The organism is Streptococcus hepaticus, from assembly GCF_043656315.1.
Taxonomy (GTDB): Bacteria; Bacillota; Bacilli; order Lactobacillales; family Streptococcaceae; genus Streptococcus; species Streptococcus hepaticus.
On sequence record NZ_JBINIY010000003.1, the window covers coordinates 154,632 to 177,509 of the forward strand.

The 22,878-nt window shown below is 39.9% G+C and carries 20 protein-coding genes; 18 read left to right on the top strand and 2 right to left on the bottom strand.

Annotation, left to right across the window (positions count from 1 at the left end; all coding sequences use genetic code 11):
• The first annotated feature begins 42 nt into the window (after nucleotides 1-42).
• The 6 genes from ACHUFA_RS04575 (at nucleotide 43) to ACHUFA_RS04600 (ending at nucleotide 5,147) form a co-directional block, all read left to right on the top strand.
• Entirely contained in the window at nucleotides 43-282 is a 240-nt protein-coding gene (locus ACHUFA_RS04575; RefSeq protein WP_172105952.1) for a hypothetical protein, read from the top strand.
• A complete protein-coding gene (locus tag ACHUFA_RS04580) occupies nucleotides 233-1,609 on the top strand; it encodes an FtsK/SpoIIIE domain-containing protein (RefSeq protein ID WP_394405051.1) in 1,377 nt (458 codons plus the stop codon). The genes ACHUFA_RS04575 and ACHUFA_RS04580 overlap by 50 nt, the downstream gene beginning before the upstream one ends.
• A gap of 276 nt (nucleotides 1,610-1,885) precedes the next feature.
• A complete protein-coding gene (locus ACHUFA_RS04585) occupies nucleotides 1,886-2,305 on the top strand; it encodes a hypothetical protein (RefSeq protein ID WP_029693511.1) in 420 nt (139 codons plus the stop codon).
• A gap of 4 nt (nucleotides 2,306-2,309) precedes the next feature.
• Nucleotides 2,310-3,326, top strand: coding sequence for a replication initiation factor domain-containing protein (locus ACHUFA_RS04590; protein ID WP_394405034.1), 1,017 nt, complete (start codon nucleotides 2,310-2,312; stop codon nucleotides 3,324-3,326).
• 60 nt (nucleotides 3,327-3,386) lie between these two features.
• Nucleotides 3,387-3,635, top strand: coding sequence for a hypothetical protein (locus tag ACHUFA_RS04595; protein WP_017647554.1), 249 nt, complete (start codon nucleotides 3,387-3,389; stop codon nucleotides 3,633-3,635).
• A gap of 15 nt (nucleotides 3,636-3,650) precedes the next feature.
• Nucleotides 3,651-5,147, top strand: coding sequence for a tyrosine-type recombinase/integrase (locus tag ACHUFA_RS04600; protein ID WP_024390704.1), 1,497 nt, complete (start codon nucleotides 3,651-3,653; stop codon nucleotides 5,145-5,147).
• A 93-nt stretch (nucleotides 5,148-5,240) separates the two neighbouring features.
• Here the strand turns inward: ACHUFA_RS04600 and rpmG are convergent, their stop codons facing one another.
• A complete protein-coding gene (gene rpmG, locus ACHUFA_RS04605; protein WP_001265622.1) occupies nucleotides 5,241-5,390 on the bottom strand; it encodes a 50S ribosomal protein L33 in 150 nt (49 codons plus the stop codon).
• Between the two features lie 15 nt (nucleotides 5,391-5,405).
• Nucleotides 5,406-5,588, bottom strand: a complete 183-nt coding sequence (gene rpmF / locus ACHUFA_RS04610; protein ID WP_002937589.1) for a 50S ribosomal protein L32 — start codon at nucleotides 5,586-5,588, stop codon at nucleotides 5,406-5,408.
• A gap of 351 nt (nucleotides 5,589-5,939) precedes the next feature.
• On the opposite strand from rpmF, the gene hisS reads away from it, so the two are divergent.
• The 12 genes from hisS to ACHUFA_RS04670 all read left to right on the top strand — a co-directional run bounded on the left by hisS (nucleotide 5,940) and on the right by ACHUFA_RS04670 (nucleotide 22,805).
• Entirely contained in the window at nucleotides 5,940-7,217 is a 1,278-nt protein-coding gene (gene hisS / locus ACHUFA_RS04615) for a histidine--tRNA ligase (protein WP_394405035.1), read from the top strand.
• Between the two features lie 270 nt (nucleotides 7,218-7,487).
• Entirely contained in the window at nucleotides 7,488-10,136 is a 2,649-nt protein-coding gene (gene adhE / locus ACHUFA_RS04620) for a bifunctional acetaldehyde-CoA/alcohol dehydrogenase (RefSeq protein ID WP_222347760.1), read from the top strand.
• A gap of 137 nt (nucleotides 10,137-10,273) precedes the next feature.
• Nucleotides 10,274-10,636, top strand: a complete 363-nt coding sequence (locus ACHUFA_RS04625; protein WP_222347761.1) for a PH domain-containing protein — start codon at nucleotides 10,274-10,276, stop codon at nucleotides 10,634-10,636.
• Between the two features lie 20 nt (nucleotides 10,637-10,656).
• Nucleotides 10,657-11,379 carry a hypothetical protein gene (locus ACHUFA_RS04630; RefSeq protein ID WP_222347762.1) on the top strand — a complete coding sequence of 241 codons (723 nt, stop codon included), beginning with the start codon at nucleotides 10,657-10,659 and terminating at the stop codon, nucleotides 11,377-11,379.
• A gap of 123 nt (nucleotides 11,380-11,502) precedes the next feature.
• Nucleotides 11,503-12,990, top strand: coding sequence for a threonine synthase (gene thrC, locus ACHUFA_RS04635; protein ID WP_394405036.1), 1,488 nt, complete (start codon nucleotides 11,503-11,505; stop codon nucleotides 12,988-12,990).
• Between the two features lie 48 nt (nucleotides 12,991-13,038).
• Nucleotides 13,039-14,328, top strand: a complete 1,290-nt coding sequence (locus ACHUFA_RS04640; RefSeq protein WP_394405037.1) for an MATE family efflux transporter — start codon at nucleotides 13,039-13,041, stop codon at nucleotides 14,326-14,328.
• Nucleotides 14,329-14,575: 247 nt separating this feature from the next.
• The gene (gene uppS / locus ACHUFA_RS04645; RefSeq protein ID WP_394405038.1) at nucleotides 14,576-15,334 is read left to right on the top strand and encodes an undecaprenyl pyrophosphate synthase; all 759 of its coding nucleotides are present in this window, start codon (nucleotides 14,576-14,578) and stop codon (nucleotides 15,332-15,334) included.
• 10 nt (nucleotides 15,335-15,344) lie between these two features.
• Nucleotides 15,345-16,151 carry a phosphatidate cytidylyltransferase gene (locus ACHUFA_RS04650; protein ID WP_394405039.1) on the top strand — a complete coding sequence of 269 codons (807 nt, stop codon included), beginning with the start codon at nucleotides 15,345-15,347 and terminating at the stop codon, nucleotides 16,149-16,151.
• A 9-nt stretch (nucleotides 16,152-16,160) separates the two neighbouring features.
• On the top strand, nucleotides 16,161-17,420 hold the full coding sequence (gene rseP, locus ACHUFA_RS04655; RefSeq protein ID WP_394405040.1) for an RIP metalloprotease RseP: 1,260 nt from the start codon (nucleotides 16,161-16,163) through the stop codon (nucleotides 17,418-17,420).
• A 51-nt stretch (nucleotides 17,421-17,471) separates the two neighbouring features.
• Nucleotides 17,472-19,331 carry a proline--tRNA ligase gene (locus ACHUFA_RS04660; protein WP_394405041.1) on the top strand — a complete coding sequence of 620 codons (1,860 nt, stop codon included), beginning with the start codon at nucleotides 17,472-17,474 and terminating at the stop codon, nucleotides 19,329-19,331.
• Nucleotides 19,332-19,489: 158 nt separating this feature from the next.
• The gene (locus ACHUFA_RS04665; protein ID WP_394405042.1) at nucleotides 19,490-21,472 is read left to right on the top strand and encodes an McrB family protein; all 1,983 of its coding nucleotides are present in this window, start codon (nucleotides 19,490-19,492) and stop codon (nucleotides 21,470-21,472) included.
• Nucleotides 21,465-22,805, top strand: a complete 1,341-nt coding sequence (locus ACHUFA_RS04670; protein WP_394405043.1) for a 5-methylcytosine restriction system specificity protein McrC — start codon at nucleotides 21,465-21,467, stop codon at nucleotides 22,803-22,805. The genes ACHUFA_RS04665 and ACHUFA_RS04670 overlap by 8 nt, the downstream gene beginning before the upstream one ends.
• Nucleotides 22,806-22,878 lie beyond the last annotated feature (73 nt).

The window sequence follows — 22,878 nt, forward strand, 5'->3', positions numbered from 1 at the left end:
GAGCTAACCTCTCCCCCTTTGGTTTTATGAAAGGAAATTATTATGAAAATTTATAAATTTATGTTCAACATAACCTATCCTGCTCTAGTTATTTCTTTGTATATTATATTCCAGATGAAAGGGACGATGTCTCCGTGGTTTGATACTTTGTTTGTAGCTGGAGGTTTTTTAGTTATTCCACTTTTATTGTTATTGTTGGGTTATTTATCAGAAAATGACCACGGAGGGACAGATAATGAAGCTAATCAAACAACTACAGATGTGGAGAAATCAGAAGTTTAAAACAGTTAGACCAAACTTACATATACCAGTTATTTATAGCAGCATTATTTCTAAGTCTTTCTATTTTATTTTTGCGATATTGATATTGACTACTATTCTTTCATTTCGAGAAAATTTTCTTAGTTCAATCGTTGGTATATTTTTTATTAGTATATTTTGGTTCATATTTCGCTTTTGGAAAAAATGTCAGCAAGCATATCTGAATGGAATCAACTATAATTTGCAATATATGATTGTTTCTAACAAATTTTATGAGAGTCAGGTTATCAATGGCATAGAACAAATCACTAATCATTTAGTTTTAAAATATAGGGAAACAGAACAGAATATAGAAATTTATGCTATGAAATATGGAGATAAATATAATGATTTAGCCTCTAAAATTGGGTCACTCTTATCTAGTTCGCTTTCGTTAGATTTGGGAGAAATGACAGAAACAATTAACCAAGTGACCTATATTTTTCCTAAATTTGCAGAAAATAGATTGACTTGGGAAGACACCCTTCAAACAGCAAAATTGACAATTTCTGAGAAAGTGGGATGGCAATTTGGTTCACCTCCACATGTGCTTTTAGCAGGGTCAACGAAATCGGGGAAAACGGTCATGATTGAGAATCTTGTGGCTCAGTATCTAAGGCTAGGTTCTGAAGTTAAGCTACTAGATCCTAAAAAAGGCGAGCTATCTTGGATAGTTGGTAAGAAATTAGAAGATAGGTTAGGTTACAAAGTTGTTTACAATAGCCCTTTTCAAATTGCAGGAGCTTTAAGAGAAGCTGTTGAGGAGATGAATAGACGCTTTCAAGTTATGGCTGACAATCCAAATACCTATATTTCCAAAGGAAAAGTATTGTCGTGGGCAGAAGTTAATGGGAACTACCCACTTGTTATTGTGTTAGATGAGGGGATTGCTTTCAAAACAGAGGCAGAGACTACTAAAGAAGGAAAGCAAGCCTATCAAGAGGCAATGTCTAATCTTGGAAGTTTACTAGTTAAATCAAGACAGGCTTCTATAGAAGTCATAGTTGGCTTACAGAGGGCTTCAAGTGACTTCATTCCGACGTATATGAGACAAAACTTTGGAATAGCTCTCTTATTGGGGTCAACTACTGCTGATTCGGATTCTTGTCGCATGATGTTTTCAAGTCAAGATGTTGATTATAAAACCTGCGGTATTGGGACAGGCTACATTCAAATAGACGGAGTGATTCCACAACCTAGATATGTTGAAACACCTTTTAAGTCTGATGAACTAGACTTTGAGGAATATTTTGATAAGGCTTGCGACTGTTACTGGAGTATTAGAAATAATGACGGTCTTTCGGACTAGCGAAATAGGGACGATTGCCCAGGGGGCAGAATCGAGCGGAGCGTTCCTCTTTTCGCTAGGAGAAAGAGCCAACCGACTGCTTTGCAGGAGGTCAGAAAAATACCCCCAGTACTAATAGGGGGTGCACACATACATGAAATGTACTCTAAACCCTTGATACGTAAGGGGTTACGGCTTGTTGGTTATACCGAAGTCATTGAAACCCTTGTGGGAGAAGGGATTGAGTTACTTTTCGTGTAGGATACGACTTTTTGAATAGAAAATGGAGTAATTATTATGACTTACAATATGACAGATACTACCCTTAAGATTGGGCAACTTGATTTGGATATGACACAGTTTGAAGTGCCGAAAAAAATTGTTATTCTATCTGCTAAAGTAAATAATAGGTATAACGAGGTTAATGGCGAGAAAATCAAAACTGAAGAAGTTACGAAAATCACTTGTACTGCCCTTGATGCCGATAAAGTGAAAGTTCTAACTGAAATGGGAATTTCTACTGATGACTTGAAAGCTATTAACCTAGAAATTGTTGGTAATGTAGATAAAATTGCAAAACTTGCTCAAAGCGAGGCTTTGTTGAATGTTCCTATTGAACTGATTCAGCCTAAAGTGAGACTGGCTTGGAACATGGCACGAAGTAACTGGGCAGGTGTTAAATTAGTATGTGAGGACATTAAAATTCTAGGAGCATAACCCTATGAATACAGTCAGAATTGATTATTTTGCAGTAACCGTTAAAAATATTCCTCCAGAAAGTGTTTTAACTGATATTCTTTTAATTCCTTTAAAAGATTTCACATTAAATAATTGGGGAATAAACAAGTACCAGCGACATTATGCTTGTTCTGAGATTAAAGTGTACTTTAATGAGGATAGACCTTCAATGGGGGTTTTTATCGAATTAAAAGGGCAAGGTTGTCGCCAATATGAAGAATTTTTGGACGGTAACGAAAATAATTGGATAGCATTGATAGGTCGGTTGTATCAGTATTCGGTTAATTTTACTCGCTTAGATATTGCTCACGACATATTTGACGGTAGTTTAGATGTTCAGCGAGTATATGACTATTGCAAGAAAGGTTTATGTATCTCGAAAGCAAAGCATTTTGAGTATCATGAGAAATCTGTCTTAGAAAATGGAGAACGAGTTGGAGAGACGGTTGCTATAGGTTCCAGAGGTAATCAACAATGGTGTATCTACAATAAACGTATGGAACAACTTACCAAGCAAGAGCTTGTAGAATATCCCTCTTGGATTCGTGCGGAACTTAGATGTTGGCAGGATAAGGCGAATATTATTGCAGAGCAATTGTTTCTAAAGCGTCCTCTGTCATCTATCTATTTTGAGGCTATCAATGGTCACTATCGTTTTGTGAAACCAAATGCGACAGATACTAATCGTTGGAGAAGAAAAAAGGTCAAGTGGTGGCTAGACTATCTAAAAACCGAAAATCAGACTGTTTTGAGCGTTGAGAGAACTAAGCCTACATTACGGCAGTCAGAGGCTTGGACAGAGAAACAAGTTGCGAAGACATTGGCAAAAGTCTATACAGCAAAATATCAAGCCTATGATGTTCAAAAGGCAGAGGACTACATTCAAGGTCTACTAAAAGAGGGCTTGTCAAGGCTAACTGATAATGATGAAAAGGATATAGAGCAATATATTCGAGAGCAGAATAGTTCTCCCTTATGGGGACAAAAAAAGACGACTTGAAAACAAGTCGCCTCTAAAAATTAACTAACTAAATTATAACAAAAGAAAGGAATGTCTTCAATGATAGAGATTAAAACGAGGTCAGATTATGATTTAACCAAAAATTGGTATCGAAAAAAGGAGTTCTTAGATGAACTCTGGAAGGGTATGAAATTACCGACTTTGGATCACTATATTCGTCAAATGAGGAATAGTCCCTATTCTTTTGGAATTTGTGGAACTCATGGGAATGTTTTTATCCATGCAGAAGTTTTCAAGGATTGGTTTGATTATAAAATTTTCCATGAAAACGAGGCAGTTATTGCTTAGCACAAGGAGGGGAAAATGAAAGTAGGTAAGACTACTCGAGTTTTAACGGTCTATCAATGGAAACCAGACCCTTCTAAGAAAGGTAATGTACTTGTTAAATTTGCAATGAGGTATACTCACCCCTTGATAACAAAAAGTCGCTATAAGTATCTTACAGGAGGGGAAAATAAAGGGTGGTATTCTACTAAGGCAACACCGACAGGAAAAGATAGCAAGGGTCAAGATAAGCTAGTTATCTCTGATATAAAGAATAGTCAGCTGATTACGAAAGTTTCAAAGTTATTGAATGCAATGATTGATGAAACTGTATTAGAGTTGACTGGAGAGAAACCGAAAGAAATCGAGCCTAGTAAGACTGTACTTCTAAAAGACATAGCTAGACCGTATGATGAAAATAAAGAATTATACGGTTTAGCATTTAAGTGGTGGGTCAATAGGGTTAAACCTGCAAAGAATACTTTGAATAGTAGAGTTAGTGTATATAATCAGCATATTTTTCCTAATTTCAATGAAAACATGAGTTTTAAGCAGTTTTGTATGGAGCAAGAAAAAATGCAAAGTATTATTGATAATGCTACTGAAGGAATTTCAAAAAATATTCACATTTATCTTAAGATGATATTTGATTGGGCGGTAGAGTACGGAGAATTGACAATTTCTCAACATCCTATTCTAAACAAGAAGGTCAAGCGTAAGACCCTTACAAGTGCAGAGGAGCAGGCGAAACTTAGGGAAGATATAGCTGAAAAATATCTTGAAGTTGAGGAAGCAAATCAAGTATTTGATATTATTGAAAAGTGGACAAAGAGACACAATCATGAACTAGTGGCTGATGTTTTAAGAATAATCTATTTGACAGGAATGAGACCGAGCGAAGCCCTTGGATTGAATGAAGATATTTTAGATTTCAAGAATAAACTTATCAAAGTACATTGGCAACGAGCAAGTCACAACAAGAGTGATAAAGAAATGGCAGAACAAAGGTTGACCGATGAGAAGGAACGATATAGGGCTATTCTAAAGACCAAAGAGAGCGTTAGAACTATTCCAATGTCTCCTAAAGTGGAAGAGATTTTATTGAAATACATTGAGAGAAATAGATTTCAAGCGAAGTTTAACCCTACTTATAGGGATATGGGATATATCTTCACTCGGATTTATGTCAAGGGAAAGAATCAGCAGGGCAGTCCTTTGTACCAGTCAGAAATCTCAATGTTTCTGCGTGGTGGCTCTAGTCAGTCTGCAAAATATAACAAGAAGAGTGGAAAACCTTATGCAGATATTGATGATTTAGTAGATTTTGGGAGACCTATTCATATAGTGCCTCATATGTTCCGACATAGTTTTGTTTCAGTTATGGCAGATAAAAAAGTTAGTTTGAATGTTATCCGAGAATTTGTAGGACATTCCGAGGATAGCAAGGAGATAGAAAAAATTTATCTTCATGTAATGCAAAAAGGAAAACATAAGATTGAACAGGCTATGATAGATTTAGCAGAAATAATTATTTGATTTATTTTAATCAGTTAAAATTCAGTTATCTTGCTAAAATCAAAAGAAAAAAGCCTTTGAAACGTTGATTTCATAGGCTTTCTGTATGTTGTCTTATTTTACTTCAGTAAACACAACATGTTTACGCAATTTTGGTGAGTATTTTTTCAATTGAAGACGGTCTGGGGTGTTACGTTTGTTTTTTGAAGTAAGGTACAAGCGTTCACCAGATTCTTTGTGTTCAAGTGTAATATTTACGCGCATGGTATCTCCCTTCTATTATTCAGCTGAAGCTGCTTTAGCGATTTTACGTCCTTTGTAGTATCCTTTAAGCGATACACGGTGTGAACGTGAGTAATCTCCAGTTGTTTCGTCAAATTTCACAGTTGGAGCTGCTACTTTGTAGTGAGTGCGACGTTTGTTCTTTTTCGCTTTTGAAGTGCGACGTGCAGGTACTGCCATTTTTATGTCTTCCTTTCGATGTATAAGTTTTGGTTTTTTACCAACTGTAATAGAATATCATATTTTTTTTGTAAAGTAAAGTTACTTGACACTTTTTTGGAGAAATATTTTGCAATTTTTGGATAAGTGATTAGATTTAGGAAGAAATGTTCCAGAAAGCATGGCGAGATTGTCAAAGTCAAGTAGGCCTGTTGTTTATTTTTCTCTTGATAGACTTTTGGACGACATTTGAAGACTTTATTGGAGGGCGTAAAAGTCTTGAAACGGTTTCAGAAGTAGAAAAGAAAGACTAGTATCAGCTCTGCCATTTTTATGATAAAATAGAGAGAATACTATAAGCGAGGATAGAAGATGAAATTACAAAAACCTAAAGGAACTCAGGATATCTTGCCACAGGAAGCTGCCAAGTGGCAGTATGTGGAGCAGGTGGTTCGTGAAACGTTCAAGAAATACAATTATGGTGAGATCCGAACGCCAATGTTTGAGCATTATGAAGTCATCAGTCGCTCGGTAGGCGATACGACGGATATCGTTACCAAGGAAATGTATGATTTCTATGACAAGGGTGAGCGCCATATTACTCTTCGTCCAGAAGGAACTGCGCCAGTTGTTCGTTCATTTGTTGAAAACAAATTTTTTGCGCCAGAAGTGCAAAAGCCGGTGAAAATGTACTATATCGGTTCAATGTTCCGCTATGAGCGTCCGCAGGCAGGTCGTTTACGTGAATTCCACCAAGTTGGTGTAGAGGCCTTTGGTTCAAAAAATCCAGCAACTGATGTAGAAACTATTGCCATGGCTTACCAGCTTTTCAACGATTTGGGGATTCAGGATATCACTCTCCACCTCAATACTTTGGGTTCGAGTGCTAGTCGTGCTGCTTATCGTCAGGCTTTGATTGACTATTTGACTCCTATGCGTGAGTCGCTTTCTAAGGATAGCCAACGTCGTTTGGATGAAAATCCGCTTCGGGTTTTGGATTCTAAGGAAAAAGAAGACAAGGTTGCAGTTGAAAATGCACCATCTATTTTGGATTATTTAGATGAAGAGAGCCAAGCCCACTTTGATGCAGTTCGTGATATGCTAGAGGCTCTCAAGATTTCTTATGTAATCGATACCAACATGGTGCGTGGACTAGACTATTATAACCATACTATTTTTGAGTTTATGGCGCAGGTGGATAAGTCAGAGTTAACGATTTGTGCAGGTGGTCGTTATGATGGTTTGGTTGAGTACTTCGGCGGGCCAGAAACGCCAGGTTTCGGCTTTGGTCTTGGAATGGAACGTCTTCTTTTGGTTTTGGATAAGCAAGGAATTGAACTCCCTCTTGAAAATGAAATGGACCTTTATATCGCTGTTTTGGGAGAGGCAGCAAATGGCAAAGCTTTGGAATTAGTACAAGCTGTGCGTCAACAAGGCTTCGTAGCAGAACGTGATGTGTTTGGACGTAAAATCAAGGCCCAGTTCAAATCGGCAGATGCATTCAATGCCAAATTCATCTTGACCTTGGGAGAAAGTGAAGTAGAAGCTGATCGTGTCATCATTAAAAACAACCAAACTCGAGCAGAAGTAGAAGCTAGCTTTGACGAGATCACTTCAGACTTGGCAACTGTATTAGAAAACATTAAATAAAATGTAAAAATCACCAAATTTTGGTGGTTTTTTGCATGATTTTTTCCTGAAAATCATTTGTGAAATAAAAAAACTTTGAGAATTTTTTCACAATATTGAGATAAAGACGGGGTCCTACTGCTAGTTTGAGATTTTTTTCACAAAACAGAAAAATAATTTTGTGAAATATATAACAAATGCTTTACAAATGCGATGAAAAGGTGTACAATATTATTGTGAAAAAGTTAACAAGAAAAAGTTGACGGGAAAATAATTTTGGAGGAAACCCAAATGGCTGATAAAACAGTATCACCTGAAGAAAAATTGCAAGCTGCTCAAGCTCACGTAGATGAATTGGTTCAAAAAGGTTTGGTAGCTCTTGATGAGTTCCGCAAACTCAACCAAGAACAAGTAGACTACATCGTTGCTAAAGCATCTGTAGCTGCACTTGATGCTCACGGTATCTTGGCTGCTCATGCTCACGAAGAAACAGGACGCGGTGTTTTTGAAGATAAAGCAACTAAAAACCTCTTTGCATGTGAACACGTTGTTAACAACATGCGTGGTGTGAAAACAGTTGGCGTTATCGAAGATGATCCAATTACAGGTTTGACAAAAATTGCGGAACCAGTCGGTGTTATCTGTGGTGTTACACCAACAACTAACCCAACTTCAACAGCGATTTTCAAATCATTGATTGCTCTTAAAACACGTAACCCAATCGTATTTGGTTTCCACCCATCAGCACAAGAATCATCAGCTCACGCAGCACAAATCGTTCGTGACGCAGCGATTGCAGCTGGTGCTCCTGAAAACTGTATCCAATGGATTTCTCAACCATCTATCGAAGCAACAAATGCTTTGATGAACCACGATGGTATCGCAACAATCCTTGCAACTGGTGGTAACGCAATGGTTCGTGCAGCTTACTCATGTGGTAAACCTGCTCTCGGTGTAGGTGCTGGTAACGTTCCTGCCTACATTGAAAAATCGGCTGATATCCGTCAAGCAGCTCACGATATCGTAATGTCTAAATCATTTGACAACGGTATGGTTTGTGCGTCTGAACAAGCGGTTATCATTGACAAAGAAATCTACGACGAGTTTGTAGCTGAATTCAAATCTTACAAAACTTACTTCGTTAACAAAAAAGAAAAAGCTCTTCTTGAAGAATTCTGCTTCGGCGTAAAAGGTACAAGCAAAAACTGTGCTGGCGCTAAATTGAATCCAAACATCGTTGGTAAACCAGCGACTTGGATTGCAGAACAAGCAGGCTTCACAGTTCCAGAAGGAACAAACATCTTGGCTGCTGAATGTGTAGAAGTTGGTGAAAAAGAACCTCTCACTCGTGAAAAATTGTCTCCAGTTATTGCAGTTTTGAAAGCTGAAGATGTAGAAGATGGCCTTAAAAAAGCTCGCCAAATGGTTGAATTCAACGGTCTTGGTCACTCAGCTGCCATCCATACAAAAGACGAAGAACTTGCAAAACGTTTCGGTACTGAAATGAAAGCAATGCGTATCATCTGGAATTCACCATCAACATTCGGTGGTATCGGTGATGTTTACAATGCATTCTTGCCATCATTGACACTTGGATGTGGTTCATACGGCCGCAACTCAGTTGGTGATAACGTATCAGCTGTCAACCTTCTGAACATCAAGAAAGTAGGGAAACGTAGAAATAATATGCAATGGTTTAAAGTTCCTTCAAAAATCTACTTCGAACGTAATTCTATCCAATACCTCCAAACATGTGAAGATATTGAACGTGTTATGATCGTTACTGACAAATCTATCGAACGCCTTGGCTTTGTACAACGTGTGATTGACCAACTCAACCTTCGTAAGAACAAAGTGACTATCCAAGTCTTCTCAGATGTTGAGCCAGATCCAGATATCACTACAATCCGCCGTGGTACTGAAGCAATGCGTGCCTTCGAACCAGATACAATCATCGCACTTGGTGGTGGTTCACCAATGGATGCTGCTAAAGGTATGTGGATGTTCTACGAACAACCAGAAGTAGACTTTGGCGACCTTGTTCAAAAATTTATGGATATCCGTAAACGTGCCTTCAAATTCCCATCACTTGGTAAGAAAGCAAAATACATTGGTATCCCAACAACATCTGGTACAGGTTCTGAAGTAACACCATTTGCTGTTATCTCTGATAAGAAAAACAACCGCAAATACCCACTTGCTGACTACGCATTGACACCAACTATTGCCATCGTAGACCCAGCCTTGGTTGAATCAGTTCCTGGCTTCATCGCTGCAGATACTGGTATGGACGTATTGACTCACGCAACTGAAGCCTATACTTCAAACTTTGCTAACGACTATACTGACGGTATCGCGCTTCAAGCTATCAAACTTGTCTTCCAATACCTTAAAAAATCTGTTCTTGAATCAGACCCAGAAGCACGCGAAAAAATGCACAATGCTTCTACAATGGCTGGTATGGCCTTCGCCAATGCCTTCCTTGGTATGAGCCACTCAATGGCGCATAAGATCGGTGGTGTTCACCATACAGTTCACGGACGTACAAACGCTATCTTGCTTCCATACGTTATCCGCTACAACGGTACTCGCCCATCTAAAACAACTACATGGCCTAAGTACAACTACTGGAAAGCTGATGAAAAATTCCAAGACATCGCTCGTATGCTCGGACTTCCTGCATCAACTCCAGAAGAAGCGGTTGAATCTTACGCTAAAGCTGTTTACGAACTCGGTGAAGCTGTTGGTATCAAGATGAACTTCAAAGATCAAGGTATTGATGAAAAAGTTTGGAAAGATAGCTTGCATGAAATTGCTCTTCTTGCTTACGAAGACCAATGTTCACCAGCTAACCCACGCTTGCCAATGGTAGCAGACATGGAAGAAATCATGGCTGACGCATACTATGGCTACAAAGAACGTCCAGGACGTCGCAAATAAATTTTGGTTCTCTAATATTATTTATTTCCCCGCTAAGCGTTGAAAAACGTAAAGCAACAAGGTCCCCGCCATTGGTAGGGGCTTTTGTTTTATAGTTGTGGTATAATACATAAAATATAAGAATAAGGAGAAGTTACATGACAGAATTAACGCCACTTGTCTGGACCTTTGTAAGAGAATGTCCGATTCCTGAAGATGTCACACAGCTTTTAGTTCCAGGTGAGGTTGCTAAGGCAGCCTATGCGACTATTCGAGACAGTGCCATTTTTACCAATAAGCGCCTGATTGTCAGAGATACTCAAGGTTTGACGGGTAAAAAGGTGGAGATTTATTCTCTCCCTTATAGTGCGATTAACATGTGGTCTACTGAAAATGCAGGCACCTTTGATTTTAATGCGGAAGTTGAATTGTGGACACGAGCAGGACATATCAAGGTCAACTTGAAAAAGGGTGTTGATGTCCGTGTATTTGATCGTTTGATTGCAGAAGCGGTCTTGTAAAGAGAGAAAAGGAGATAAATATGGAAAATCAGACTGTGATTCAGAAAAAGAGTCCTTTGAAATGGATTTTAGGAATCCTTGCAGCAATAATCATCTGCCTAGGAGCTGGTTCTGCTTTTTGGTATAGTACAGGAGATATTACAGGAACTTGGCGGAGTGCAGCCTTGGAAAAGGATCTTTTAGAGACCCTGACAAAAGAGAGCGGAGATTTTTCAAATCTTGGTCTGAAAGCCAGTGATTTATTTAAAGATGCCAAGGTCACCTTGACGGTAAAAGACAACAAGGCTGACTTTATAGTCTCTTACAAGGTGGATAGCGCAGCTTTTGGCGCAGCCTATAGCAAATTGGTCGAGAAAGAATACCAAACTATCTTGGTAGATGCGGAAAAAACAGCCTCTGAGTATGGAGTGACCAAAGAAGAGGTTCTCAAGCAAGTCTACGGAAACGACTACGAAAAAGCCATCAAAGCCCTCTTTTTGACAGAGGACAAGGCAATTGAAGAGTTTAATAAGAGTATCAGTGAAAATGCAACCAAGGGAGGTGCAAACTTTGATAGTAAAACAGGACTTGTAACAGCCAATTCCTCAGCTGGAAAGGTCAATCCCTTCTTGCGCGTGATTACAGGAAGTACAGATGGTAAAAAAATTGGACTGGAGAATTTCAGCTTCAGTCACTACAAACGTTCAGGCAAAACCTTAACCTTTACTGGTGAGAAGAACATGGCCTTTACATTGGAAAAATAAATATTTTGAAAAGATAGTAGACAGTCTAGCAAAGGATTGGAGGCTCTTCTTTTTAATGAATTTTTATAAATTTTCTGACATTTTATGGTACAATAGAAAAAATGAAGTGGAAGAGGTGCAGACATGACATTGGTCTATCAATCAACTCGTGATGAGAATAATAAAGTAACAGCCAGTCAGGCGATTTTACAAGGTTTGGCGACAGATGGAGGTCTCTTTACGCCGGTAGCAACTCCAGCTATTAACTTGGATTTCGCCCAGTTAAAGGATGCTTCTTATCAAGAAGTGGCTAAGTTGGTATTATCTGCTTTTCTGGATGATTTTACAGAAGAAGAGTTGGATTATTGTATCACCAATGCTTATGATAATAAGTTTGACACAGAAGTGATTGCACCAGTTATTAAGGTTGGCAATCATTACAATTTGGAATTGTTCCACGGCTCAACCATCGCCTTTAAAGATATGGCCTTATCTATCCTACCTTATCTTTTGACGACATCAGCTAAAAAGCAAGGTGTGGACAACAAGATTGTCATCTTGACAGCAACTTCTGGTGATACTGGAAAGGCTGCTATGGCTGGTTTTGCAGATGTACCTGGGACAGAGATTATCGTCTTTTACCCGGACGGAGCGGTCAGCAAGATTCAAGAATTGCAGATGACGACACAGACTGGGGACAATACGCATGTAGTGGCCATCAAGGGCAATTTCGATGATGCGCAGACAGATGTTAAGCGCATGTTTAATGATGCAGATTTGCGGGCCAAACTCTTGACCAATGGCGCTCAATTTTCATCAGCTAATTCTATGAATGTGGGCCGTTTGGTACCGCAAGTGGTCTACTATGTTTATGCCTATGCTCAGTTGGTCAAAGCTGGCGCTGTCCAAGCGGGTCAGCCGATCAACATTACTGTCCCAACTGGTAACTTTGGCAATATCTTGGCAGCCTACTATGCGCGTCAAATCGGTCTTCCAGTCCACAAGTTAATTTGTGCCTCCAATGAAAACAAGGTTTTGACAGATTTCTTCAAGACGGGCACTTATGATAAAAAACGTGAATTTAAGGTAACAACTAGTCCTTCTATGGATATCTTGGTATCTTCAAACTTGGAACGTCTCATCTTCCACTTGGTGGGAAATGATGCGGCAGTGACCAAGGAATTGATGACAGCTTTGGCGGAAAAAGGGGAGTACAGCTTGCCTCAAGTAGACCAAGACATTCTTGGACTTTTTGCAGCGGGTTACGCTAGCGAAGCGGATACGGCTACTGAAATCAAGCGTATTTTTGACGAAGCAGGCTATGTAGAAGATCCTCATACAGCAGTTGCGTCAGCAGTTTATCGTGCTTATCATGAGAAATCTGGTGACGAGACCCTAACCTTGGTTGCTTCAACTGCTAGTCCTTATAAATTCCCACGTGTGGCAGTGGAGTCTATCACGGGAATCGATCCAGTAGATGACTTTGTAGCAGTTGCAGAATTGGAGAAATTGTCAGGAGTAGCCCAACCAGCTGCAGTGCATGGTTTGGCGACAGCAGAAGTTCGTCATACCACAGTTGTTGCGACAAGTGAGATGCAGGCGGAAGTGGAAAACTATCTCGGTTTGAAATAAGATGAGTACGGTCTGGGGAAGCCTAGACCTTTTAAATTACTAGGATACATGGGACAGATAAAAAAGATTTTAGACTTGGCTTTGCCGGCGATGGCGGAGAATTTTTTACAGATGTTTATGGGAATGGTGGATGGCTATTTAGTCGCCTCTCTTGGTCTAGCAACCATTTCAGGGGTTTCCGTAGCCAATAATATTCTCAGCATCTATCAAGCGATTTTTATTGCGTTAGGTTCAGCTGTTTCAGCTATGGTAGCCAAAAAGTATGGACAGGGAGATGTGACTCAAGCGCAACATCAAGCTGCTCAGTCTATCTTTTTGACACTTTTACTTAGTTTGGTATTGGGGCTCTTGTCCGTTTTTGGAGGACAAGGGATGTTGAGATTGCTTGGGACGGAATCAAATGTGGCGCAGATGGGCGGTCTCTATCTGGCCTTGGTTGGTGGAGGTATTGTTTTACTGGGGCTGATGACCAGTCTAGGCAGTATACTGAGAGCGAGTGGACACGCTCAGCTTCCCATGTACATCAGCCTCTTGAGTAATGTGGTCAATGTTATCTTCTCTGCCCTCTTTGTGTTTGTCTTTCACGGTGGAGTAGCAGGAGTTGCCATTGGGACCTTGCTGGCGCGTGCTTTAGCAGTTGTTATTTTGTGGTCTCGTCTGCCCTTTACCCTAGACAAGATAGGAATAGGTGTTGATCGTGAATTAGTAAATTTGGCCTTGCCTGCTGCTGGTGAACGGTTGATGATGAGGGCTGGAGATGTCGTTATTGTCAGTTTGATTGTGTCTTTAGGGACGGCTGTTGTGGCGGGGAATGCTATCGGAGAAACCTTGACTCAATTCAATTATATGCCGGGGATGGGAATTGCGACGGCGACGGTCATTTTGATTGCTCATGCGCGTGGTCAGGAAAAGGAAGAGGAGCTAGGAGCCATTGTTCGGTGGAGTTTTCTCCTATCGCTTGGTTTCATGGCTCTAGTATCTGCGGTGATTTTCCTATCGGGAAAATGGTTGACAAGCTTTTACACGACAGATGTGATGGCAACAGAGGCGAGTTTGTTAGTGAGTCTTTATTCCTTTTTAGGGACGCCTGCAACAGCTGGGATCTTGGTGTACACAGCTTTTTGGCAAGGATGTGGAAATGCTAAATTGCCTTTTTATGCGACTAGTCTGGGCATGTGGGTCATTCGGATTGGATTGGGCTACTTGCTGGTTCATGTGTGTCAGCTAGGATTGGCAGGAGTGTGGATGGCTACCATTGCAGACAATCTTTTCCGTTGGATGTTCCTCTATATCTTATCTGCTAGTCAGTTTAAGTTTTCTTTAAGGAAACAGCTATAAAATAAATACATCTTTTTATATATCTCCTGAAAGACAGCTTTAGGGCTGTTTTTCTTTTTGTTTTTTGTAAGAAAAGTGTACGTCTAACTGTACATACTATTTTCATTCCTCAATTTTTTCATCACTCTCTTAACAAATTCACTAGCTATTTATTGGGTGAGTTTCTTTGTGAGCTGTTCAGGTGGTCATTTTGTTCATTTGTAGGAAGTATGGTATAATAAAATGATTATATTATAGAGGAAATACTATGTTTACCTTTGGGTTTAAGAAGAAAAAAGAAAAGATGCAGACAGCGCTTGAAGTGCCGAAACACATCGCCATTATCATGGATGGAAATGGTCGTTGGGCAAAAAAACGTCTCCAGCCACGTGTTATGGGGCATAAGGCTGGCATGGATGCTCTGCAAAATGTCACCAAAGCGGCTTCTGATATGGGTGTTCGGGTGCTGACAGTTTACGCATTTTCAACGGAAAATTGGACACGACCTGAAAAGGAAGTGAAGTTCATTATGAATTTGCCGGTAGAATTCTACGACAAATACGTTCCAGAATTGCATGGCAATAACGTAAAAATTCAGATGATTGGGGACCATCGTCGTTTACCTAAAGCTACTAAGAATGCTTTGTTTAAGGCAGAAGAAAAGACCAAGCACAATACGGGTTTGATTTTGAATTTTGCCTTGAATTATGGTGGTCGAGATGAGTTGGCTCACGCCATGCGCTTGATTGCTCAGGATATTTTAGATGCTAAGTTTAATCCTGGTGATATTGATGAGAAGGTCATTTCGGATTACCTTTATACAGGGGTTCTACCGACAAAATACCGTGATCCGGATTTGGTGATTCGGACGAGTGGAGAGGTGCGCCTTAGCAATTTCTTGCCTTGGCAAACAGCCTATAGTGAGCTTTATTTTACAGATGTTGCCTGGCCAGATTTTGATGAAAAAGATTTGCAGGATGCAGTGTTAGAATACCATCGTCGTCATCGTAGATTTGGCGGGATTTAAGGAGAAGAAGATGTCTAAGGATTTACAAAAACGTGTCATATTTGGTGGCATTGCCCTAGTGATTTTTATTCCGTTTTTGCTTATGGGAGGGGTGCCTTTCCAACTCTTGATTGGTCTTTTGGCTATGATTGGGACAGCTGAATTGATTAAAATGCACAGACTAGCTCCGAATTCAACGGAGGGTGCCTTGACGATGTTAGGGGCGCTGGTGCTTACTTTACCTATGCAGGATTATATTCCATTTTTACCAACGGATGGAAGTTACACCGCCTTTGCCATTGTAGTCTTTTTGCTCTTGGGGTCAACTGTTTTTAATATTGGTAAGTATGATTATTCGCAGGTGGTCTTCCCGATTGCTTCTAGTTTTTACGTGGGGATTGGTTTCCATAATCTGATTTCTGCTCGGATGGATAGTCTCAGCAAGGTTCTCTTTGCTCTCTTTATCGTTTGGGCAACGGATATCGGTGCCTATATGATTGGTCGCCAGATTGGTCGTCGTAAGCTCATGCCAAAAGTTTCACCCAATAAAACACTAGAAGGTTTCTTTGGAGGGGTTGCTTCAGCAGTTGTCGTTGGCTTGATTTACATGCTGGTAGACGGTACGGTAAAAGCTGGTCATTCCTTTGTAACCATGCTCTTCTTGATTGCTATTTTCTCCGTTTTTGGACAATTTGGAGACTTGGTAGAAAGTGCCATTAAGCGTCATTTTGGCGTTAAGGATTCTGGTAAATTGATTCCAGGGCATGGTGGGATTTTGGACCGCTTTGACAGTATGATTTTTGTCTTCCCAATCATGCATTTCTTTGGTTTATTTTAAGGAGAATCTATGAAGGGACTTATTGCTTTTATCTTTGTATTTGGCGTAATCGTGGTTGTTCACGAGTTCGGTCATTTCTATTTCGCGAAAAAATCTGGCATTCTTGTGCGGGAATTTGCCATTGGGATGGGGCCGAAAATCTTCTCACATATCGGAAAAGATGGGACGGCTTACACGATCCGTATTTTGCCTCTGGGTGGCTATGTTCGTATGGCTGGCTGGGGTGAAGATACAACTGAAATTAAAACGGGAACACCTGCTAGTCTCACCTTAAACGAGGATGGTGTCGTGACCCGTATCAATCTGTCCGATAAGCAGTTGGACAATAATAGTCTACCTATGAATGTGACGACTTTTGACTTTGAAGACAAGCTGGAAATGACAGGCTTGGTACTGGAAGAAAGTCAGACCTACAAGGTAGACCATGATGCGACCATTGTTGAGGAAGATGGGACAGAAGTTCGCATAGCGCCGCTCGATGTTCAGTATCAAAATGTCTCTATCTGGGGGCGTCTCATCACTAACTTTGCAGGTCCTATGAATAATTTTATTCTAGGATTTGTGGCTTTCTTAATCTTGATTTTCATGCAAGGTGGGGTAGCGGATACCTCAACAAATACCATTTCGGTAGTGGACGGTGGTGCCTTACAAGCAGCTGGAGTGGTGACTGGAGACAAGATTTTGTCTATCCAAGGTCAGAAAATGACCAATTATGAGGAAATCGCTAGCGCTGTTGCAAGAGCTACTAAAGATGCTAAAACTGCACCAACCTTGGACGTGGTAGTAGAGCATGCAGGCCAGGAAAAGACCTTGCAGGTGACCACTAAGAAACAAGGAAAGAGCTATTATCTTGGTGTGTCTGCAGCCCTTAAAACAGGAATCTTAGACAAGGTTCAAGGCGCCTTGCAGCAAACAGGTGATACGGCTGTCATGGTTGTTACGGCTTTGAAAAATCTCATTGCTCGCTTTGATATCAATAAACTCGGTGGTCCAGTAGCCATCTTTAATGTCAGCTCACAAGCTGCACAAAATGGCTTCACATCGGTACTGTATCTGTTGGCTATGCTCTCAATCAACTTGGGTATTTTCAATCTCATTCCGATTCCAGCCTTGGACGGTGGGAAGATTGTCCTCAATTTGCTAGAAGCCATTCGTAGAAAACCCTTGAAACAAGAAGTAGAAAGCTACATCACACTCGCAGGTGTAGTGGTTATGGTGGTCTTGATGATTGCCGTGACTTGGAATGATATTATGCGAGTCTTCTTCTAAATCGAATATGTGAAAGGATACAAGTTCTCTCTTTGAGAGTTTATGTGAATTATGAAACAGTCAAAAATGCTTATTCCAACACTACGCGAAATGCCTAGTGATGCTCAAGTTATTAGTCATGCTCTTCTCTTACGCGCTGGCTATGTTCGTCAGATTTCAGCTGGTATTTATAGCTACTTGCCGCTGGCTAACCGTGTGATTGAAAAGGCTAAAACGATTATGCGTGAGGAGTTTGACAAGATTGGTGCGGTTGAATTTTTAGCGCCAGCCCTTTTGTCAGCGGACATTTGGCGCGAATCTGGTCGTTACGACACTTATGGTGATGATCTCTACAAATTGAAAAACCGTGAAGGTTCAGACTTTATCTTGGGACCAACTCACGAAGAAACAGTGACCTTGCTTGCGCGCGATGCCATCCAGTCTTACAAACAATTACCACTCAACATTTACCAAATTCAATCAAAGTACCGCGATGAAAAACGTCCTCGTAATGGTCTTCTCCGCGGTCGTGAATTTATCATGAAAGATGGCTACTCATTCCATGCTAACTATGAAAGTTTGGATGAGACCTATGACGATTACAAACGTGCTTATGAAGCAATCTTCACTCGTAGCGGACTTGATTTCAAGGCCATTATCGGTGACGGTGGTGCCATGGGTGGTAAGGACAGCCAAGAATTTATGGCTATTACTCCAGACCGCACAGACTTGGACCGTTGGGTTGTCTTAGACAAATCTGTTGCTTCATTTGACGAAATTCCAGCAGATGTTTTAGAAGAAATTAAGGCTGAATTGCTCAAATGGTCTGTATCTGGTGAAGATACCATTGCCTACTCTACAGAGTCTGACTATGCTGCCAACCTTGAAATGGCAAGTAATGAATACAAACCATCAACTAAGGTTGTAGCCGAAGAAGAGCTTGTCAAAGTTGAAACACCTGACTGCAAGTCAATCGACGAAGTGGCTGCTTTCTTGAATGTATCTGAAGAAGAAACTATCAAGACCATGCTCTTCATCGCAGATGAAAAACCAGTTGTAGCCCTTCTTGTTGGCAATGACCAAGTGAATGATGTAAAATTGAAAAATCATTTGGCAGCAGACTTCTTAGACGTGGCGACAGATGCAGATGCTGAAAAACTTTTCGGAGCAAACTTTGGTTCTCTTGGTCCAGTCGGTTTGCCAGCAGATGTGATTGTGATTGCAGACCGCAAGGTGGCAGATGTTAAAAATGCGGTTGTTGGCGCCAATGAAAATGGTTTCCACTATACAGGTGCGAATGCTGGTCGTGATTTCCAAGTGACAGAATATGTGGACATTCGTGAAGTTAAAGAGGGCGAAATCGCTCCAGATGGAAAAGGTGTCTTGAACTTTGCGCGTGGTATTGAAATCGGTCATATCTTCAAGCTTGGAACTCGCTATACAGATAGCATGAATGCCAGTATCTTGGATGAGAATGGTCGATCTATGTCTATCATCATGGGTTGCTACGGTATCGGTGTCAGCCGTCTCTTGTCAGCGGTCTTGGAACAACATGCTCGCCTCTTTGTTAACAAAACACCTAAAGGCGACTACCGTTTTGCGTGGGGAATTAATTTCCCTAAAGAATTGGCGCCGTTTGATGTTCACCTCATCCCAGTTAACATCAAGGATGAAGCGGCTATGGCTTTGACAGACCAAATCGAAGCAAGTTTGGTCAGCGCAGGTTATGAAGTCTTGACCGATGACCGCAATGAGCGTGTCGGTTCTAAATTCTCTGATAGCGACTTGATTGGCTTGCCGATCCGTGTCACTGTTGGTAAGAAAGCCGCAGACGGCATTGTCGAAGTCAAAATCAAAGGAACTGGCGACACAGTCGAAGTCCACGTAGATCAACTCCTTGAAATCCTGCAAATTTTGACGCAGAAAAAATAATTGAAGTTAGAGGATAGCTAGTACTAGCTGTCCTTTTTTTGAACTATTTTACGAATTATGATATCCGATTTTTTGATATGGGAAGTGAAAAAATTATTTTTAATACTGAAAGATACTTGTAATATGTTATACTGAAAAAAGAGCTAAGGAGCATCAAAATGACTGATAATACTTCGCAGAAAGAATATCTAAAGGTAGAAAACGAATCTCGTCAACCGAGTTTAGAAGACTTTTATAAGTGGTTTGAGTCTAACAGAGAAGAACTCTTGGCTGCTGCACAGTATAACCAAGAAATTAATAGTAAACTAAGGGAAGAATTTATTGAAGAATGGCCTCTTGAGAGGCTACAAACAATGACGATTGATGAATATGTTATTGGCAAAGGGAGTCAGAATCAATCGCTCTGCTATTTAATCGAACAAGGAAAATATAAACATCTCTACATAGGGATTGGTGGTGGAGCAGCTTCAAAATTCGGCATCTACTGGAGCAAAAAGAAAAATGCCTATGTTGACCATAGGAACCAAGTGATTTCTGAAGAGCAAATAAAAGAGAAGTTTACTAATCTAAAAAATGATTTGTACGAAATTATTTCGGCTGGAATTTCCTTTGATTTTGATAATTCAGTTTTTGATACTCGTAACACAAGAAATTCTTTTTTTACACGTAGTGCTATGATTATCAAACTTCTTTGTATCTACTCAGGTGGCGAACCATTTTTTGGTGTCAATATTAACAGCTATCAAAAAGAATTTTGGAGCAAGTTATTGCCATTGCCAACCCAAGGAGGAGTTTATAGGCAGAATCATGAACTTGTTGAAATCATTCAAAATAAATATCCTGAGTTAAACGGTTCTATTCTTGGTGGAACTTTACACCAATATTTCCGGGAATACATTGAGGAAAAAGAAGTTGATGGCATAGACGAAATGATAGAAGAGGAGAAGCAGCTGGGTGTGAAAAATAAATATGTCAATTATTTAGAAAAATCTTATAACCTCATTTTCCGTGGTGCGCCTGGCACAGGGAAGACATATCTGGCAAAACAAATTGCGGCGACGATTGTTACTGATGGTAGAGTTGATACGTACGTAGATCTGTCTGATGAGGAAAAATCTCGGATTGGCTTTGTCCAATTTCATCCTAGCTACGATTACACAGATTTTGTGGAGGGCTTGAGACCGACTCCTTCTGTTGGTGGGAATATTGGTTTTGAGCTGAAGGATGGTGTATTTAAAGGTTTTTGCGATAGGGCAAGAAAAAATGTGGGAATTGGTGGTCAAGATAATTTTGAGCAAGCTTGGGATAATTATCTGGATTTTGTAAATACATCTGAAGAGAAAGAATATTTAACCAAAACCTCTTATTTGACCGTCAACAGTCGTCAAAATTTTTCGGTGAATTATGATAGTGGTGCTTCGGGATGGACATTGCCGCGTCAATACGTTTATAAATTGTATAAAAATAGAAATTATGATGAACAATCATATTATAAAAGTGGTGGAAAGACAGTATTAGAGACTCTGAAAATCCGCTTTGGTTTAGAAGACTACAAAGCACCGACTGACTTAAAAACAGATTGTAAATTTGTCTTTATCATCGACGAAATCAATCGTGGGGAAATTTCAAAAATCTTTGGGGAACTCTTCTTCTCACTTGATCCTGGCTACCGTGGGGAAGAAGGTGCTGTTTTGACCCAGTATGCCAATTTGCATGAGGATCCAGAAGAGAAGTTTTATATTCCAGAAAATGTCTATATTATTGGCACCATGAATGACATTGATCGGTCTGTTGATACTTTTGACTTTGCCATGCGTCGTCGTTTTAGGTTTATTGAAATCACAGCTGATGAGCGAACAGAAATGTTAGAAGGATTAGGAGATAAAAAAGAAGAAGCGATTAGTAGGATGACTTCTCTCAATCAAGCTATTTCTGAAGTGGAAGGTCTAAATAGTCATTATCATGTTGGTCCAGCTTATTTCCTAAAATTAAAATCTATGAGTTTTGAGGAATTGTGGACAGACCAATTGGAACCACTTTTAGAAGATTATGTGAGAGGCTCATATAAGGAAGATGAGATAATGGCTCAACTTAGAAAAGCCTATTATCGCACTCCAATAGGAGTAGATGGCGATGAATAAGCTGATTCTTAAGGACAATGACTTTCAGATTGCAGCTGAAAAATTTGAAACCATTCCTCATCTAACTCAAAAAATTGCAAATAAGACACTAGAAGAAATGAGTAAGGAAAATCTCTTTGTTTTTCCGGAAGTGGTAGCTGATTCTGATGATTTGATAAAAGAACAGATGGTTTTGCAATCTTTTAATACTTCCTATCGAACCAGTAATTTAATGGGATTTATCGGGTTTGATCAAGAAAAATTAACGATTCAATCGCGTTTCTCAGAAGATAAAAAAGATTTCTTCTTTCAATATCTATTTTCTAAGGTCTTTGATTTTCCAAATTTAATGGACCTTACTACGACGGTTAATCAGGACCGCCAAGATGTTGACATGCTTTATTTTCTTTTCCCGTATTACTTAGAAAAGGCTATGCGTAAAGGACTTTATAAGACCTATGTGACCTGTCAAAAAAATGATAGTCAATTAAAAGGTGTTGTTGAAGTGGCTCGGCATTTACGTGAAAATAGTCCATTTCATGGGAATATTGCTTATAGACAGCGGGAATTTTCATCTGACAATACTCTCATGCAATTGGTTCGGCATACTATTGAAGCTATTCAGACCAAGTCTGCTGGTAGACTGATTTTGAAAAAGTGTTCTGCGTCAGTGAAAGCAATTATAGAAGCGACAGTGTCTTATCATCAGAGTCAGCGTCACCAAGTGATGTTAGCCAATCAGAAACAGCCCTTGCGACATGCCTATTTTCGCGAGTATAGGGAGTTGCAACGTTTGTGTCTGTTCATATTGCAAGGCGTAAAAAATACACTCGGCGATGGTCATCAAAAAATGTATGGAGTTTTGTTTGATGGCGCCTGGTTGTGGGAAGAATATGTGAATTTGTTGATAGGTGATTGTTTCTATCACCCAATGAATAAAAGTGGTAAAGGGGCTCAGCGCTTATTTACACCGACAGCAGGCTTGATTTATCCGGATTTTATCAGTAAATCACCAGAGTTACGAATTGTAGCAGATGCTAAATATAAACGATTAGACACTATTAGAAGTCAAGATTATTCTCAGGTATTGACATATATGTTTCGGTTTGATGCAAAAACGGGCTACTACCTTTATCCAGAAGAGGTTGAAAGAGAAAGTCAAACATTTTATTTAAACACGGGGTCAAGTTATGAGAAGAATGTGCGTGCGAGAACAGATATTTCGATTATCAAGTTAGGTTTACACATTCCAAGGGCAGCTACTTATGAGGAATTTGTTAGCAAAATGAAACTATCAGAAGATAACTTCAGAGAAAGAATAGGGATAGCACAAGCAAACAAACAGACTGATTGATTTCGGTCTGTTTTTCGTATGTCCTTCCCACCTCTTCCTCGAAAAAATCCTCTCTTTATGATAAAATGAAAAG

Bases quoted from the DNA above. Each gene is read 5' to 3' on its own strand.
- ACHUFA_RS04575 (WP_172105952.1), top strand. From the start codon at position 43: ATGAAAATTTATAAATTTATGTTCAACATAACCTATCCTGCTCTAGTT.
- ACHUFA_RS04585 (WP_029693511.1), top strand. From the start codon at position 1,886: ATGACTTACAATATGACAGATACTACCCTTAAGATTGGGCAACTTGAT.
- ACHUFA_RS04590 (WP_394405034.1), top strand. From the start codon at position 2,310: ATGAATACAGTCAGAATTGATTATTTTGCAGTAACCGTTAAAAATATT.
- ACHUFA_RS04595 (WP_017647554.1), top strand. From the start codon at position 3,387: ATGATAGAGATTAAAACGAGGTCAGATTATGATTTAACCAAAAATTGG.
- ACHUFA_RS04600 (WP_024390704.1), top strand. From the start codon at position 3,651: ATGAAAGTAGGTAAGACTACTCGAGTTTTAACGGTCTATCAATGGAAA.
- rpmG (WP_001265622.1), bottom strand. From the start codon at position 5,390: ATGCGCGTAAATATTACACTTGAACACAAAGAATCTGGTGAACGCTTG.
- rpmF (WP_002937589.1), bottom strand. From the start codon at position 5,588: ATGGCAGTACCTGCACGTCGCACTTCAAAAGCGAAAAAGAACAAACGT.
- hisS (WP_394405035.1), top strand. From the start codon at position 5,940: ATGAAATTACAAAAACCTAAAGGAACTCAGGATATCTTGCCACAGGAA.
- adhE (WP_222347760.1), top strand. From the start codon at position 7,488: ATGGCTGATAAAACAGTATCACCTGAAGAAAAATTGCAAGCTGCTCAA.
- ACHUFA_RS04625 (WP_222347761.1), top strand. From the start codon at position 10,274: ATGACAGAATTAACGCCACTTGTCTGGACCTTTGTAAGAGAATGTCCG.
- ACHUFA_RS04630 (WP_222347762.1), top strand. From the start codon at position 10,657: ATGGAAAATCAGACTGTGATTCAGAAAAAGAGTCCTTTGAAATGGATT.
- thrC (WP_394405036.1), top strand. From the start codon at position 11,503: ATGACATTGGTCTATCAATCAACTCGTGATGAGAATAATAAAGTAACA.
- ACHUFA_RS04640 (WP_394405037.1), top strand. From the start codon at position 13,039: ATGGGACAGATAAAAAAGATTTTAGACTTGGCTTTGCCGGCGATGGCG.
- uppS (WP_394405038.1), top strand. From the start codon at position 14,576: ATGTTTACCTTTGGGTTTAAGAAGAAAAAAGAAAAGATGCAGACAGCG.
- ACHUFA_RS04650 (WP_394405039.1), top strand. From the start codon at position 15,345: ATGTCTAAGGATTTACAAAAACGTGTCATATTTGGTGGCATTGCCCTA.
- rseP (WP_394405040.1), top strand. From the start codon at position 16,161: ATGAAGGGACTTATTGCTTTTATCTTTGTATTTGGCGTAATCGTGGTT.
- ACHUFA_RS04660 (WP_394405041.1), top strand. From the start codon at position 17,472: ATGAAACAGTCAAAAATGCTTATTCCAACACTACGCGAAATGCCTAGT.
- ACHUFA_RS04665 (WP_394405042.1), top strand. From the start codon at position 19,490: ATGACTGATAATACTTCGCAGAAAGAATATCTAAAGGTAGAAAACGAA.
- ACHUFA_RS04670 (WP_394405043.1), top strand. From the start codon at position 21,465: ATGAATAAGCTGATTCTTAAGGACAATGACTTTCAGATTGCAGCTGAA.